Origin of the sequence: uncultured Chryseobacterium sp. (genome assembly GCF_913776365.1) — a bacterium.
Classification (GTDB): Bacteria; Bacteroidota; Bacteroidia; order Flavobacteriales; family Weeksellaceae; genus Chryseobacterium.
Genome location: NZ_CAJYMO010000356.1, coordinates 1 through 15370, shown reverse-complemented (window position 1 = coordinate 15370; position 15370 = coordinate 1). Strand labels below are relative to the sequence as shown.

The 15370-nt window shown below is 43.2% G+C and carries 14 protein-coding genes; 6 read left to right on the top strand and 8 right to left on the bottom strand.

The genetic code is table 11. From position 1 onward, the window contains the following. A partial coding sequence (locus tag QZ735_RS19055; RefSeq protein ID WP_294252074.1) for a T9SS type A sorting domain-containing protein occupies positions 1 to 600 on the top strand: 600 nt, incomplete at its 5' end. A 6-nt stretch (positions 601 to 606) separates the two neighbouring features. On the opposite strand, the gene QZ735_RS19050 is transcribed toward QZ735_RS19055, so the two are convergent. The 5 genes from QZ735_RS19050 to QZ735_RS19030 all read right to left on the bottom strand — a co-directional run bounded on the left by QZ735_RS19050 (position 607) and on the right by QZ735_RS19030 (position 6531). Next, positions 607 to 1845, bottom strand: a complete 1239-nt coding sequence (locus QZ735_RS19050) for a hypothetical protein (protein ID WP_294252071.1) — start codon at positions 1843 to 1845, stop codon at positions 607 to 609. Between the two features lie 7 nt (positions 1846 to 1852). After that, on the bottom strand, positions 1853 to 3211 hold the full coding sequence (gene hemN, locus QZ735_RS19045) for an oxygen-independent coproporphyrinogen III oxidase (protein ID WP_294252068.1): 1359 nt from the start codon (positions 3209 to 3211) through the stop codon (positions 1853 to 1855). A gap of 267 nt (positions 3212 to 3478) precedes the next feature. After that, the gene (locus tag QZ735_RS19040; protein ID WP_294252065.1) at positions 3479 to 3931 is read right to left on the bottom strand and encodes a hypothetical protein; all 453 of its coding nucleotides are present in this window, start codon (positions 3929 to 3931) and stop codon (positions 3479 to 3481) included. Positions 3932 to 3941: 10 nt separating this feature from the next. Continuing rightward, positions 3942 to 4958 carry a sialidase family protein gene (locus QZ735_RS19035; protein WP_294252061.1) on the bottom strand — a complete coding sequence of 339 codons (1017 nt, stop codon included), beginning with the start codon at positions 4956 to 4958 and terminating at the stop codon, positions 3942 to 3944. Positions 4959 to 5013: 55 nt separating this feature from the next. Then, positions 5014 to 6531 (bottom strand): APC family permease, encoded by a 1518-nt coding sequence (locus tag QZ735_RS19030; RefSeq protein ID WP_294252058.1) that lies wholly within the window; start codon positions 6529 to 6531, stop codon positions 5014 to 5016. Between the two features lie 164 nt (positions 6532 to 6695). Here QZ735_RS19030 and pnuC point away from each other — a divergent pair, with 164 nt between their 5' ends. The 5 genes from pnuC (at position 6696) to QZ735_RS19005 (ending at position 12621) form a co-directional block, all read left to right on the top strand. Beyond that, a complete protein-coding gene (pnuC, locus tag QZ735_RS19025; protein WP_294252055.1) occupies positions 6696 to 7385 on the top strand; it encodes a nicotinamide riboside transporter PnuC in 690 nt (229 codons plus the stop codon). After that, positions 7369 to 8019, top strand: coding sequence for a hypothetical protein (locus QZ735_RS19020; protein WP_294252054.1), 651 nt, complete (start codon positions 7369 to 7371; stop codon positions 8017 to 8019). The genes pnuC and QZ735_RS19020 overlap by 17 nt, the downstream gene beginning before the upstream one ends. Before the next feature lie 96 nt (positions 8020 to 8115). Continuing rightward, on the top strand, positions 8116 to 8883 hold the full coding sequence (gene dapF / locus QZ735_RS19015) for a diaminopimelate epimerase (protein WP_294252051.1): 768 nt from the start codon (positions 8116 to 8118) through the stop codon (positions 8881 to 8883). Between the two features lie 24 nt (positions 8884 to 8907). Next, positions 8908 to 9933, top strand: coding sequence for an endolytic transglycosylase MltG (mltG, locus tag QZ735_RS19010; RefSeq protein ID WP_294252048.1), 1026 nt, complete (start codon positions 8908 to 8910; stop codon positions 9931 to 9933). A gap of 168 nt (positions 9934 to 10101) precedes the next feature. Continuing rightward, positions 10102 to 12621: a TonB-dependent receptor gene (locus QZ735_RS19005; protein ID WP_294252045.1), complete on the top strand. Its 2520-nt coding sequence runs from the start codon at positions 10102 to 10104 to the stop codon at positions 12619 to 12621. Between the two features lie 58 nt (positions 12622 to 12679). Here QZ735_RS19005 and QZ735_RS19000 read toward each other — a convergent pair whose 3' ends face one another. The 3 genes from QZ735_RS19000 to QZ735_RS18990 all read right to left on the bottom strand — a co-directional run. After that, positions 12680 to 13141, bottom strand: coding sequence for an adenylyltransferase/cytidyltransferase family protein (locus tag QZ735_RS19000; protein WP_294252042.1), 462 nt, complete (start codon positions 13139 to 13141; stop codon positions 12680 to 12682). A 25-nt stretch (positions 13142 to 13166) separates the two neighbouring features. Further along, complete coding sequence (gene galE, locus QZ735_RS18995) at positions 13167 to 14207, bottom strand: UDP-glucose 4-epimerase GalE (protein ID WP_294252039.1); 1041 nt, start codon at positions 14205 to 14207, stop codon at positions 13167 to 13169. 461 nt (positions 14208 to 14668) lie between these two features. Beyond that, positions 14669 to 15370, bottom strand: a 702-nt coding sequence (locus QZ735_RS18990; RefSeq protein WP_294252037.1) for a T9SS type A sorting domain-containing protein, incomplete at its 5' end; no start/stop codon positions are given.

Sequence of the window (15370 nt, the reverse complement as noted above, 5' to 3'; positions counted from 1 at the left end):
AGGTGTTATGAAGGTAATTCTTCCTATAATACTTCCGGATGTGCGGCACAGTCAACCATGACATTTCCGGTAGCGGCCTATAACCATTCCGGCGGACGATGCTCCATTACCGGCGGTTACGTCTACCGCGGTTCGCAGTTCCCGGCTCTGCAGGGAAGGTATATCTTTGCCGACTACTGCTCTACCCAGATCGGAGTACTGAATGCAGACGATTCCATCACCTGGGGCCCTGCCTCCGCAGGCAACAATTTTTCGACTTTCGGAGTAAATAACCAGAATGAAATGTTTGTGGCTGCCGTCAGCAGCGGAAAAATTTTCAGAGTAACCACAAATGCAGTACTGGCCACCGGCGAGACTGATGCATCCCCATCTGTCAGCGTTTATCCCAATCCTGCTTCCGGGTACATTTTCATTGATGGGCTGAAAGATAAAAATACCACTGTGGAAATCATCAGTTTTGACGGGAGAAAAGTATGGGAACAGAAAACTTTGAATCCGGATAACAGTATAGACGTTTCAGGAATTCCGGCAGGTGCTTATTTCATTACGATCAATTCCGGAGGTGAAAAGGCTTACAGCAAGAAAATCATGATACAGTAACCAGGATTATTTTTCATTCTCAGATAGTTTTTTAGTCCCGCCCGTATCGGCCGGGGCTTTTTGTATCCAATACAGCATGCCGGCAACAGGTAATAACAACAGGAATCGCAATGCGATGCTGAATCTTTCCGTTTCTCCGTCGAACAGTACATTCGGTACAAAACCAGCCAAACCAGCTGCAAGTACGAATAAAAACCATTCTGAAGAAGTCAACCTGTTTTTTTCCAGCGGGTCTGCAGAGTACCGGGAACTCAAAACCCAGAATTCCAGGAAAAGTATCATATAGGGAAAGGTCCAGATCCTGTAGGTATCGAAGGCAATGGCATTCAGCAATAGCGGGACAAACGCAGCAGCAGTTACCGATATCAGCAGCAGAAAACGGCCTTTGAGATTGAAAATCCGGTAAAGCATTCTGAGCAAAAGAAGCTGTGGAATACCATACAGAATGGTAGCTTTGGAGATGAACAGCCTTTGTAAAAAATGGCCGCTTTCATCCTTAAGATAGTATAAAAAGCTTTTGGTGTAAGCGGAAGATACTGAATCCGCAGCCTTAACAGTGATGAATGGGAATGTTCTGAGATAGTCATATACGACCTGAAAGGTCATCGCTTGCTGTTCCTGACAGAAGATGACCAGTAACGTAGTCAAAACCGGAAAGGTTAAAAAAAATGCCATCCGCTTCAAGTTATCTTTTGAAAATCCATCCTGCAATGAAAATTCCCGTCTTTCTGTTCTGCTACAGATAAGAGCCGTACAGCACACGGGCAGCAGCAGGAAAAATGAAATTTCATGGATCAAAATACCTATGGCAGCAATTATAGAAGACAACACTATTTTATCTCTCCTGATGAGATAGACTGCTGCAATGGCAAACAGAAAAACAACGTGGTCCAGATAACCGATCAGGTGGGCTGAAAAAATAAGATATTGCGACAGGAAAAAAACCAGAAAAAATACAACGGTTGAAAGATTACAGGAACGCTTCCAGGTTTCTCGTACCGCAATAATGATGATGAAAAGATACAGCAGGAAAAGAATTCCTGCTGATAAAATTGTTATATTGAATTCATTTTTCTCACTTACCCATCTGAAGATCTCCCCTGCCAGTCCCCTCTTGATAAATCCGAAACGGTAATCAAGCATCCAGTGCGCCTCAGCCCAGTCGTTAGGCAGCCTCAATGTCTTGGCAATGCTGAAAAAGGCAGCATACAGATAAAGGAAGACAATAAGGACTTTTCTGTTCATGGATGCATTAAATCGTCATCGAAAAAATCCGGGTTCCCGGTTTGTTTCTCATCATCCTGAGATCGAAAACCATGGCCACATTCCGGGTAAAGGCTCTTCCTTTTTCCGTAATCTTTACATGATGGCCCTGAATTTCCACAAGCCCGTCATTTTCCATTTCTTTCAGCATGGCCAGAGCCTGTTCCAGTTCCGGGAAAGAATGGGCTGCATCAAAAGTGGTTTCGAGCTGGCACATCAGATTCAGGATATGCCTTCTTACCGTAAGGTCTTCCGGATTGAGGATATGGCCTTTCACCACCGGAATATGTCCTTCCTCCACCATTTTCTGGTATTCTTCCACTGTTTTTACGTTCTGGGCAAAAGCGTACCAGGAATCGGAGATGGCAGACATCCCAAGGCCTACCATCAGCTGGGTTTTGCTGGAGGTATATCCCATAAAGTTCCGGTGCAGTTTTTTATGGATCAGGGACTGGTACAGGTCGTCGTGTTCCAGTGAGAAATGGTCCATCCCTACTTCAATATAGCCTAATTCTTCCAGCAGTTTTTTTCCGTCTTCATACAGGCGTCGTTTTTCTTCACCGCTCGGCAGGTCGTTTTCATCAAACCCCCGTTGTCCGACTCCTTTTACCCATGGCACGTGGGCGTATGAATAAAAGGCAAGGCGGTCCGGCCTGAGTTCCATGGTTTTGCGGATGGTATGTTCCATGGCTTCCCAGGTCTGGTGCGGCAACCCGAACACCAGGTCGTGGCTGATGCCGCGGTATCCTATTTCCCGTGCCCATTCCGTTACCGCTTTTACATTTTCAAAAGGCTGGATCCGGTTGATGGCTTTCTGCACTTTCAGGTCGTAATCCTGAACTCCGAAGCTTACCCTTCTGAATCCGAGATCATATAAGGTCTGAAGATGTTCGCGGGTGGTATTGTTGGGATGGCCTTCAAAAGAAAATTCCGGTTCTTCCGCAATTTCCACCGTTTCAAAAATCCCCTGCAACAGGGTTTTCAGGTTTTGCGGTGAAAAGAACGTAGGTGTTCCGCCCCCGAGGTGAAGTTCTTTCAGCTTCGGTTTTTCGCTGAACAGGCGCAGGTACAGCTGCCATTCCTTCAGAACACTTTCCAGATACGGAATTTCCACACTGTGCTGCTTGGTGATCCTTTTATGGCAGGCACAGAATGTACACAAGGCCTCGCAGAAAGGAAGGTGGATGTAAATGGAAATCCCCTCGTCTGCATTGCTTTCGTTAAAGGACCGGATGACCGTCTGTTTCCACTGTTCCGGGGTAAAGCCGGATTCATCCCAATACGGAACGGTGGGATAAGAAGTGTAGCGGGGACCGGGAATATTATATTTATCTATTAAAGAATTCATTTCAGATCTAAGTTTTAAGCCGACTTTCCCTGAGGAACTTCGCCATGCAAAATTAAATATATCTTATGGATTTTGAATCATGAAATATATTAGCCTTTTTTTCCGGAATTTATAATGAGTCTAAATACTTCTGCGGAACATGATGATCATAACAGGCTTGTATTTTCCCGGCGGAAAGACCGGATCAAAGGTAAGATCAAAAATCCAATTAAAGAAACGGTTTTTTCTATGCCTTAGATTTAAAAATGCAGTTAAAAAGCTTGCATTTCAATCCGGCAGGAGCAGCATCCGGTTCATTTCCTGATTCCAGCTTCCGCTGATCATGCGAATAAGCGCTTCAGCAATCCGGATAAGGCGGGAAACAGGAAATGGATTGTCCAGATACATTTTAAAATGAAAATCATCCACAGGAATGGCCTCTATTTCCTCCCGGATGATCTCCGGCCCTTTGCTGTGGAGACGGACGATCAGATTCCCAAGAAGCACAATCAAGGTTTCAGACTCCTGGCCCGTTGTAAGAAACCGGTTCCAGCCAAGATGCAGTTCCCCGAAAGCATATCCTTTCGCGTAAAAATCCAGGCGGGAAAGAAAAGCCTCCTTCCCGGCAAAAAAGTACCGGCCGTCCAGCATTTCTTCATGAATATAAAAGAACATCAGCTGCATATCCAGGTCCCGGACCAGAAAAGAGCTGTTTCCATACGTCATTTCACATATACTCATACTGCCTCCTTTATCCGTTGCCAAGCTTCAAGACGGCAATTTTATCTTTACCGGCAAGAACTATGGTATCAGCACCAGACCATTGGCAGACAAAAAAGCCTTTTTCATCCGATATTTTCTTCCAGGTCTTCCCGAAATCGGAAGAATAGCTGATGTGTTTGTCACCTACAGCAATAATTTCTTTTCCTTTTGAACCTGGCTTTATCCTTACACAGGTAGTATAACCGGCGTTCTGTCCCGAAGCCTGAACATGCCAGGTTTTCCCGCCGTCATTTGTTGTCGCAATGTTGTTGATATTGGCTTCCGGTTTTGTGTAATCACCACCGGCAGCAATTCCGAAGTTATCATTCAGGAAGTCAATAGAATAGATTCCCTTGGAAGATTCACCCTGAATAAAGGGCGTAGTAAAAACTTCGGAAGTACCGCTCTTCAGGTTCAGCCGTATTATCCGTGACGCTTTTCCCCCGGTAGCAATCCAAAGATGTTTTTTTGTGGATGCCATATTTGTATTGCTGGCAGCAAAGGCGGCTTCCCCTTCCTGCAGCAGCACATCGCTCCTGAGGAAATTCCATTTTCCGTTCCTGAACGCTGCCATTTTCAGCCTGTGGCTCCGGTCCGGATCGCTGAAGGCATACGCAAGATGATCATTAACGAAATGAAGGGCATCGTAAAAAGCAGTCTTGGCCGTATCCCGGAATACGACATTATGTTGCAGACTATTTTTGTCAATCCTGTAAAACTCAGCAGGGCTTTCGATATTGATCGTATAAAAAGCATTTTTATCCTGGCCCAATGTGCGGAACTGCTGTTTCTTATCAGATACAATCAGCTGCTTTTTATTTTCAGGGTTCTTCAGATCGACAAACCCGAATTTGGAATCCGTTCCGCTGTACCAGACCTTGTTGTCATACAATTCAATGGCCCTGATGCTGATCTTGTCCGTAAAAACAGTTTCCAGGCTTTTTACCTGCTGTGAAAATACCAGGACACCTGAGAATGCCAATAGAAAGGGAAAGATTTTTTTCATAGGTACAAAAATAAAAAATCCACAGCACGCTGTGGATTTTTCATCTATATTTTTATTAATCGATATCCGGTTTTTCAAGTGGTTCCTGTTCTGCTCTGAACGTTTCGCCATATCCCACCTGGTGGAGTTTGCTATTCTTTAAGCTGTAGGTGAAATAAATAATTACTCCTAAGACAAGCCATCCCATAGAAAGGTATTTTGCTTCATGGCTAAGATTCCAGATCAGATAAACATTGATACAGATTCCCAGGGAAGCAATGACCGGTAATGCCGGAACCCTGAAAGTTCTTGGCAGATGCGGTTCTTTTTTTCTGAGGATCCAGACGGCCACACACACCATGGTGAACGCAAAAAGGGTCCCGAAACTGGTCATATCGGCCAGTTTACTGATCGGGGTCAAGGCAGCTATGGTAGCAATCACAATTCCCAGAAGCATGAGGCTTTTGGCCGGTGTTTTTCTTACAGGATGCACATCGCTGAACATTTTAGGAATCAGCCCGTCTTTAGACATTCCCAGGAAGATACGGGACTGCCCCATGATCATCACCATCAGTACGGAAATCAACCCTACGGTAGCAGCAATGGTAATAATATAACCAGCCCAGCCCTGTCCGGCAATTTCAAAAGCATAAGCAACGGGAGCCTTGATGGCATCAGGATATTTGCCCTGAGGATCAAAATCGCTGTAGTTCATCATTCCTGTGAGAACCAGGGAAACCAGAATGTATAGGAAAGTACATACCAGAAGCGATACGATAATGGCAAACGGAACGTCTTTTTTAGGATTGATGGCTTCACCGGCCTGGGTAGAAACCGCATCGAATCCGATATAGGCAAAGAATATGGCTGCTGCTCCGGAAACAATTCCCTGGATACCGTAGGCTTCTTTCATCTTTTCACCTTCCATCACCATTTTCTGCGCCGGGATAAAAGGATCCCAGTTGGCGGTATTGATGAAAAACACTCCTGCTATAATGACAAACAATACGGCAGATACCTTCATAATAACAATCAGGTTATTTGCCTTAGCTGCTTCTTTTGTCCCTTTGATCAGGATCCCGATGACAAACAGTACGATCAGGAAGGCCGGTAAGTTCATGGAAAAACCTTCACCGGTATAACTTGCCGGATCGGAAGTCAGGTATTCCGGCAGGTGAATACCGAACATCTTCAGTAATTTGTTGAAGTAGCCGGACCACGAGACGGCAACCGTCATGGAACCCATAGCATACTCAAGAATTAAACCCCAGCCGATGATCCAGGCAAAGATTTCCCCTACGGTTCCATAGGCATAAGCATAAGCAGAACCTTCAACCGGAAGGATGGAAGCAAATTCAGAATAACACAAGGCGGCAAAGATACAGGCAATCCCTGCAATGATGAAAGAAATGGCCAATGCAGGACCTGCATGGTAGTAAGCTCCGGTACCTGTCAGTACGAAGATCCCGCCTCCGATGATCGCACCGATACCGATAGCGGTAAGACTCCATTTACCGAGCACCCTTTTAAGCTGACTGCTTTTAACATCATTCTCAAAAGCACTCATCGGCTTTTTCGTCCAGATTTTTGACATATTTTATTATTTATTAAAGATTTACGAAAATATAAAAAATTTAGAAACCTTAACGTTTATTGACAAACTTTAAACATTTATTTTACAGACAAAGGATAAAATTCTGATTTTCACATTATTTAAATGATTGGAAATTCTCTCTTTTTTTGTTTATTTTTGAACTCATGAATCTATACAATCTCTTCATTAAGCCTTATGAAGCCTATGATACTGCACAGATCCTTATGGAAGCCGTTGCTACGGTATTCGGAATCCTGAGCGTTTATTTTTCAATTAAAAAAAATATCTGGGTGTATCCCACCGGCATTATCTCTACCCTGATCTACGTATATATCCTCTTTGATTTCGGTCTGCTGGGGGACTGTATGATCAATGTATATTATACGGTAATGAGCATCTATGGCTGGATTTTATGGTATCGGCATTCAGGAGACCACATCCATGTGGAGGTTTCATGGGCTTCCCGGAAAGAATGGACCTACGGGATTTTACTTTTTGCCTTAAGTGTCATCTTAGTAACAGGAGTATATTACTACAAGCCTTATATCGATAACGGTTTTTCAATGCAGAATACAAGTCTCGGCCTTTATCACCTGGACTGGGGCAACTGGCTGGATGTGGTTACCACCTCTGTTTTCCTCGTCGGAATGTGGTTTATGGCGAAACGGCGCATTGAAAACTGGATCTTCTGGATCATCGGCGATTTCATCTGCATCCCTATGATGATTTATAAAGGCCTGGGCATCACTTCGGTTCAATATTTGGTATTTACAGTAATGGCAATCCTCGGATATGCCGCATGGAAAAAAAGTTTAAAGAAAAATTCAGAAAAAAAGTATGAAAAATTTAATTAAAATAGCATTCAGCGTTATCACCCTTGCAGGACTGACGTCCTGTATGGCGTACTCGGATCCGTATGTAAACGGCTACGGAAACCCTTCTTATGATAACGGATATTATTATGCGCCTCAGGGATATTACGGAAACGGCGGATACTGGGGCAATGACGGGTATTATTACAGGAACGATGTTAATTATTATTATGACAACGGAGTTCCTTACTATTACCAGAATTACAACAATTCCAGACAGAAGGTATATGTTGAGAGAAGATCAGGCGGCAGCGGTGTTGTGACGTCTCAGCGGCCAGCCAATGGCTTCCGTTACAATACCAATGAAGCGCCTGTAAATACCGGGAACAATGGTAACAACGGGAGTTTCAGATCCGGAAACAGGCAGTCGGGCAGCCAGCGTCAGAACGGTGGTTTCAGAAACCAGCCACAGCCACAGCAGCAGACGCAAAGGCCTCAGAATAACAACGGCGGGTTCAGAAACAATTCTTCACAGAATTCGGGAGGCTTCAGAAACAATTCTTCCGGAACGGTAAATTCCAACAGCGGCGGATTCAGAAACAGTTCCGGCACTTCTACACAACCGGCTCCGGCCCAGCAGCCGGCCTCCGGCAGAAGCAACGGCGGATTCAGATAAAAACCGTTATAAATAAGGAAACGGACAGTTAACGCTGTTCGTTTTCGTTTTATTGTAGTAATTTTGCCAGCTTAAAAATATAACGCCACAGGATCAATGGAATTTTACAAATATCAGGGTACGGGAAATGATTTTGTCATGATTGATAACCGCCCGGGAGAATGGGACAGCCTTTCTGTTTCGGATATCCAGAAATTATGCGACCGCCGCTTCGGAATCGGTGCAGACGGACTCATTAAAATCAATACCGCGGAAGGTTTCGATTTTGAAGTGGATTATTACAATTCAGACGGATCAAAAAGTTTCTGCGGCAACGGGGCCAGATGTTCGGTAGCCTTTGCTTCGTTCCTGAGCATATTTGAAGACAGCTGCCGGTTCAATGCCATTGACGGAGCCCACGAAGCTGAGATCAACGGCGATATCGTTAAACTGAAAATGGCCGATGTGGAAACCGTATCGTATGACGGGGAAAACACCGTAATGAATACCGGTTCGCCTCATTTTGTACAATACGTACAGAATCTTGCAGGTTTCCCGGTGTTCGAGAAAGGAAAAGAAATCAGGAATTCCCCAAGGTACAGCGAAAAGGGCATCAATGTCAACTTTGTTGAGCCGTTGGCAGATGACGCCTTGTTTGTGAGGACCTACGAGCGTGGCGTTGAAGATGAAACCTACAGCTGCGGGACGGGTGTTACAGCTTCCGCTTTAACTTTTATGCAAAACCATGATCTAACTTCAGTACAGGTAAAAACGCTTGGCGGAAACCTCAGGGTTTACGCAGAAAAGAAGGCTTCCTCTTATTGCAACATCTGGCTGGAAGGTCCGGCACAACAGGTTTTTAAAGGAAAAATCGATTTATTTTAACCCAAAATTCATTCATTTATATACATGAAAAAATCTGTTCTTGTCATCATCCTTCTTGTTTTTGTTATCGGTGGATTTTTCGGACTGCGCTTCTATACAAAATATTATGGCAATAATATCCGGAAAGACGGATATGTACTGATTCCGCATAAAGCGTCTTTCAGGCAGATCATGGATTCCGCTGCCCAATATGTTGACAACCGAGCGTCTTTTGAAGCCATAGCCCAGGAAAAGGATCTTGCGGAGAATTTCAAGCCCGGCCGTTACCATTTTAAAAAAGGGCTGGGAAATGCCCATCTGGTGAATATGATCAAAGCCGGAAACCAGGCTGAAAACAGTTTCAGGATAGGGGATTTCGGTGATGTTTACCAGATGATCGGAAAGGTAAGCAAAAAAACAGAACTGGATTCACTGCAATTTGTACGTGGCCTTGATGCCATTGCCGCAGAGAGAGGGTATGCCGATGCTGAGGAGCTGAAAAAGTATTTTTTCATCGATACCTACAACTTTTTCTGGACGGTAGAGCCGAAAGATTTTTTCAACCGTTTTAATGACCAGTACAATGAATTCTGGAACACTGAAAGAAAAAACAGGGAACAAAAATCCGGACTGACCCGGGATCAGGTGTATGCCCTTGCCTCCATTGTATATAAGGAGTCCGGAGGGAAACCGGATGAAATGAAAACGATTGCAGGCCTTTACCTGAACCGTTACCGTAAAGGAATGAAACTGCAATCCGATCCTACGGTAATTTATGCCATCAACAAACAGACGAACTTCAGGTCACCCATCAAGAGAGTGTTTTATAAGCACCTGTCTACCCCATCGCCTTACAATACCTATGCAAATAAAGGCATTCCGCCGGGACCTATCTGTATTGTGGACAAAAATTCCGTAAATGCAGTGCTTAATGCAGAAAATAACGATTACATCTATATGTGTGCTGATCCTGTCCGGCCGGGATACCACAAATTTACGGTAAGTGCCGAAGAGCATGCCATCAATGCGAAGGCTTACCAGGACTGGCTCAATTCCAGAAATATAAAATAATAATTAAATTTAACTTTATTTTAACAATTTAGCAATTAACATTCAGCTCTTATAAGCGACCTATTCATCATAAATAATAAACTAAAGCCCATTATTGTGGTACATGCATCATTAGCAATTTCATAATATCGGGTGTGATTTTTCACGATTTTACACAAACAATACCTTATGAATCAGACGGAAATTATTAACATTTTTACAAGGAAGACCTTAGGGCTCACCTTTGTACTATCGGCGGCCGCATTGGCTTTTGCACAGGAGAAGGTAGGTATTTCCGGAACGGTGGTCAGCAAGAGCAGCCAGCCCGTTCCCTATGCTTCAGTTACCTTCAGTAATAAAGCAAATAAATTATTCAGTGATGCCACGCTTACTGATGAGAAAGGCCAGTATACGCTGGATCTTGCACCGGGATCCTATGATATCATCATTGAGGCAATCGATTACAAAAAGAGCGTTGTCAATAAACAGATTACGGCAGCCGGGAACATCGGAGCCCTGTCCATAGATCCGGAAGCCAATACCACCAATCTGAAAACCGGTGATATCCAGGGCGTAGTTATTACAGCGCCGTCTACAAAACCATATAAGGTAGAACTTGATAAGAGAACCTACGATCCTTCCCAGGATATTGTCAGCAAAGGCGGAAACCTTCAGGATGTCCTGTCTAACGTACCTTCAGTATCTGTAGAGACAGACGGAACCGTATCGATGAGAGGAAGTTCCAATGTAAAATTCCTGATTAACGGTAAGCCATCTGCATTACTGGGTATTGATGACGGAGCCAATGCATTGCAGAGCATCCCTGCAGACCAGATTGAGAGAATCGAAGTGATTACCAATCCTTCCTCGAAATTTGAAGCAAGCGGAACAGCCGGTATTCTGAACATAATTCTTAAAAAAAGCAAAAAAACAGGATTTAACGGAAGTGTATTAGGTACGCTAGGATATCTGCCACAAACCAATTTAAATACGAATTTAAGCTGGAGGAAGGGAAATTTTACATGGTTTCTAAATGGCGGTGGCGGCTACCGGGAATCTAAAAATACACAGCGAAACAATGCATATCTGTCAACAGGAGATTTCAGAGAAACCAATAATGAATCGATCTCTAAAAGTAAGAATGATAATTACAACGCCACCGGAGGCCTTGTCGTAGACCTTACAGACAAAACTTCGATCAACGCTTCAGGAACCGTAAGGACATTTGACGGAACCAATACAGGAAATATCGATTATACCAATTATTCTTTCAGCAATGCTATAACGACAAGAAACCGGGCCAGTCTCGGTACAAATAATAATTTAGCATTCCAGGGGGATTTTGGCATTGACCATAAATTCGATGATAAGGGCCAGAACTTATCTCTTTCAGTGAGTCTTCAGAGCAATCGCTCAAATAACGGGAGCATAATCAATCAGACCCAAAACGGTCTTTTTGATCTGGATAATCTTATTGATCAGAAAACAAGAAACAAGACGCTAATAGGTAAAGCAGATTACGAACTTCCTATCGGAGAAAATTCCAAGCTTGAAGCAGGTTATAGAATAGACGTTAACAACAACAACTACCAGAATCTCGTACAGCAAAAAACCTCTACTTTACCATTCATGCTTTATCTTGAAAAATATTCATATAATGCCAGATATGAAGAAATGTTCAATGCAGGATATGTTCAGTTTAAAAGTAAAATAGGTAATTTAGGCTATCAACTGGGTTTAAGGAATGAATACACTTCTGTCGATATCGATTACCTCAACTTATCTGGAGAGACCCAAAAAACGACGAAAAACTACAATAATCTTTTCCCGAGTATATTTTTAAGTTACGAAATTTCAAAAGACAATCAGTTTTTGCTGAATTATTCAAGAAGAATCGACAGACCGAGATCCTTTTTTCTGATTCCTAATCCAAGCTACAGCGACAATCAGAATATCTTTGACGGAAATATCGACCTGAATCCATCGTATGTGGATTCTTATGAAATAGGATACAGTATTTCCAAAAGTAAATTTACCATTAATCCAACATTGTATTTCAGACATCAGTCTGATGATGTAAAGATTGTAACCTACAACAAACAGGAAAATATTAACAATGTTCCTACTACCGTCTTCCATACAAAGCCTGTAAACCTTGGAAGCGACGACAGATTCGGTCTCGACCTGAATTTCAACTGGGATACTACGAAATGGCTTAAATTCCTCGGAAACGTAGACGTTTTCGGATATAATACCAAAGGTACATTCTTTGATCCGGTCCTTATGAGTGAACCTCTCCCGTTTGATGGCAGCGGTGTCTCAGTAAGAGCAAGACTTACTTCTACAATCAAGATCGACAAAACCTTTAATATCCAGTTTCAGGGATTTTACCGAGGAGGACAAAAAACACAGAGTGTTGACAGAAAGGATATGTATGCGCTGAACTTTGGAGCTTCTAAAACCATCTGGAAAGGTGATGGGACAATATCTTTCAATATTCAGGATATTTTCAATACCAGAGCAATGCAATCGACATCTTACGGACCTGGATTTACGCGGGAGTCTTACATGCAGTGGCAGCCAAGACAGTTTGCTATTTCATTAACCTATAGATTCAAACAGGGAAATGAGAAGGTAGACCAGCCAAAACGTAAAAAAGACATCAATTCCAATGCAACAGGAGATGATCAGCAGGGCGGCCCGATGTAATGGGTCGGTATAAGAATTACAGACATAAAAAATCCCGAAAATAATTTCGGGATTTTTTTTATTCTGCAGTTTCAGCAGTTTCTATTCTGGAAAGCTTGGCCAGTTCCGCTTCGTAAATCCTTTTTCTCAGGTCACTGGAAGAAAAGCGGTGGTCTCTTTTGTTATAAAAGATTTCAATGCCTTTCTCTTCGCAGTACTTCTTACCGGTGAAATCCCTGTCGAGGTAATCATCGCCTATGATTCTTACATCGATCACAAAAGATTTCAGGATATCAAGCAGGTCTTCTTCCGTATAATACGGGATGATTTCATCTACCGCGCTAACGCCTCTTAACTGAATATACCGCTCTACAATGGTTTGTGTAGGTTTGTTTTTCGTTGGCCGGTCATGGGAAGGATCGATCTGCAGTCCTACGATAAGGTAGTCGCAGACGGTTTTGGCTTCCTCCAGCATCTTGATATGTCCGGCATGAAGTAAATCGAATGAGGAAAATGTGATACCTATTCTTTGTGTTTTCATATCTGAATTGTTTAAATGTGTGAGTCTAGTTTCTAACGGTTCCGAATTCATTTTTCATTTTTAAGTATTGCTGCCATTGCCATGCCGTTTTTAACGCTTCTTCCAAAGAAGTTTCCGATTTCCAGCCCAGTTCCCGTTCTGCCTTGTCTGCATTGGCATACGCGATGATAATATCTCCTTCCCTCCTGTCGCAGATCTGATAAGGAACTTCTACCTGGTTGGCGGTTTCAAAGGCTTTTACCACCTCCAGCACTGAAGATCCTTTTCCGGTCCCGAGATTATAGATATCGATGACGGTTTCATCATTTCCGTGCTGCATCAGTTTTTGCAAAGCGGCCACATGCGCTTTGGCGAGATCCACGACGTAGATATAATCCCGCACTGCGGTTCCGTCTTCGGTGGGATAATCATTTCCCCAGACATTCAGTTTTTCCCTGATCCCGGCCGCTGTCTGCATCACATAAGGCACTAAGTTGTTCGGAATTCCGATAGGCAGTTCTCCCAGTTTTGCCGAAGGATGAGCCCCGATCGGATTGAAATACCTCAACAATGTGATCTTACGCTGATAGGCTTTGGCAAAATCGGTTAAGATTTCTTCTCCCATCTGCTTTGTTTTTCCGTAAACGCTCTCCGGCATTTTCAGCGGCGTATTTTCATCAATCGGCATCGTATCCGCCTGGCCGTACACTGTACAGGATGAACTGAAGATGAAATTTGAAATTTTCCTTGCCTTGAATTCCTGCAGGATGTTGATCAGGGAGAACAGATTGTTCTCATAATAATCCACCGGTTTGAGCTGGCTCTCCCCTACTGCCTTGGATGCGGCAAAATTGATACAGCCCTCAACAGGATGGGCATCAAAAACCTGTGCCAGAAGTTCCTTCCTTCTCAGGTCAAAAGGGTAAAAAACAGGTTTCTTCCCTGTAATCTCCTCAATGTTTTTTAAAATAAATTTTTCGGAATTGGAAAGATCATCCACGATGACCACTTCAAAACCGCTGTTCAAGAGTTCGACAACCGTGTGCGAACCGATGTATCCGAGACCTCCCGTTACGAGTATTGCCATTTATGTTATCCTTTGATTTTTATCCACTTGCCGTTTGCAACAATGTGAAATTATTTATGCTTATATTTTGATCTAAAATAGACAATTTCTTTGTAATTATACCAGGAAATCCTAATATATACAAAAAGATTTTGAAGGACGGCATCTGCCATAGCAGTTGTCTTTTTTACGGTATTCCGTCTGGTTAAATGAATGGTAAAGATAGAAGCAATGCAGTTATCGCAATATGATTTGAATGCTACTTTTAAACCAATACAATTGATAAAGCCAAAAATCCTGTTTCTGCTGTAGGTGTAAAATCATCAGCCGTCATTCTTGGAATATAATCCGAGATACCGGCAGGTGATTTTGAATCAGGCAAGCCTTTTGCAAAGAGCGATCCTTTATTGGTTGTTTACCATCAACGATCATAAATAAAAAGACCCTTTACTATAAATTCAAGGGGTCTTTCTGATAAAGTATTATTTTACTATAAGTTTATGAACCGAGATCTCACCTTCACTTTTCAGCTTTACCAGATAAGTGCCTGTACTGAATTTTATACTGATTTTTTTTTCCGCGTCAGCTGATCCTTTGTCTACCATCCTGCCTGAAGCATCTGTAATTTCATAAGCAAAGTTTTTAACCGTACCGCCGGTTACTGTAAAATATTCTTTCGCAGGATTAGGATAAAGCTGTCCCGAAGCACGGACCGCACCGGCTTCAGACACCGAAAGGTTGCCTTTATCACCGGCAGCAACCGGTGTATCCGGCGTCTTTTGATAAGCATAGGATTTTACCGTAAGGGTCTTATTGGCAAGAGAGATCAGAATCCAGCCGTAATGCGTATTGGCTCCTATCTTAAATCTGACTCCGATGTACCGGTCTCCCAGGCCACTGAAAATAGGGGCTCCCGTATTGGCAAGATAGGAACTTGTATTAGTAGCCCAGTTCAGTGCCGGACCTATGATTGCATTCTGGACGAGAGGTTCTGTCTGGCAACAATACGGACCCGCTGACTCTGCTACACTTGAAGTGGCCAGAGGCCTGCTGATATTCAGATTCCATTCGACAGGATTAGTCTGAAACCAGAAAAAATGATATTCATCCGTTCCGTCACTGTTGAAATCTATCGGGGAAAGATTATTTGCGGACGATTGTCCGTTGGCGCCTCCCGTAGTGAC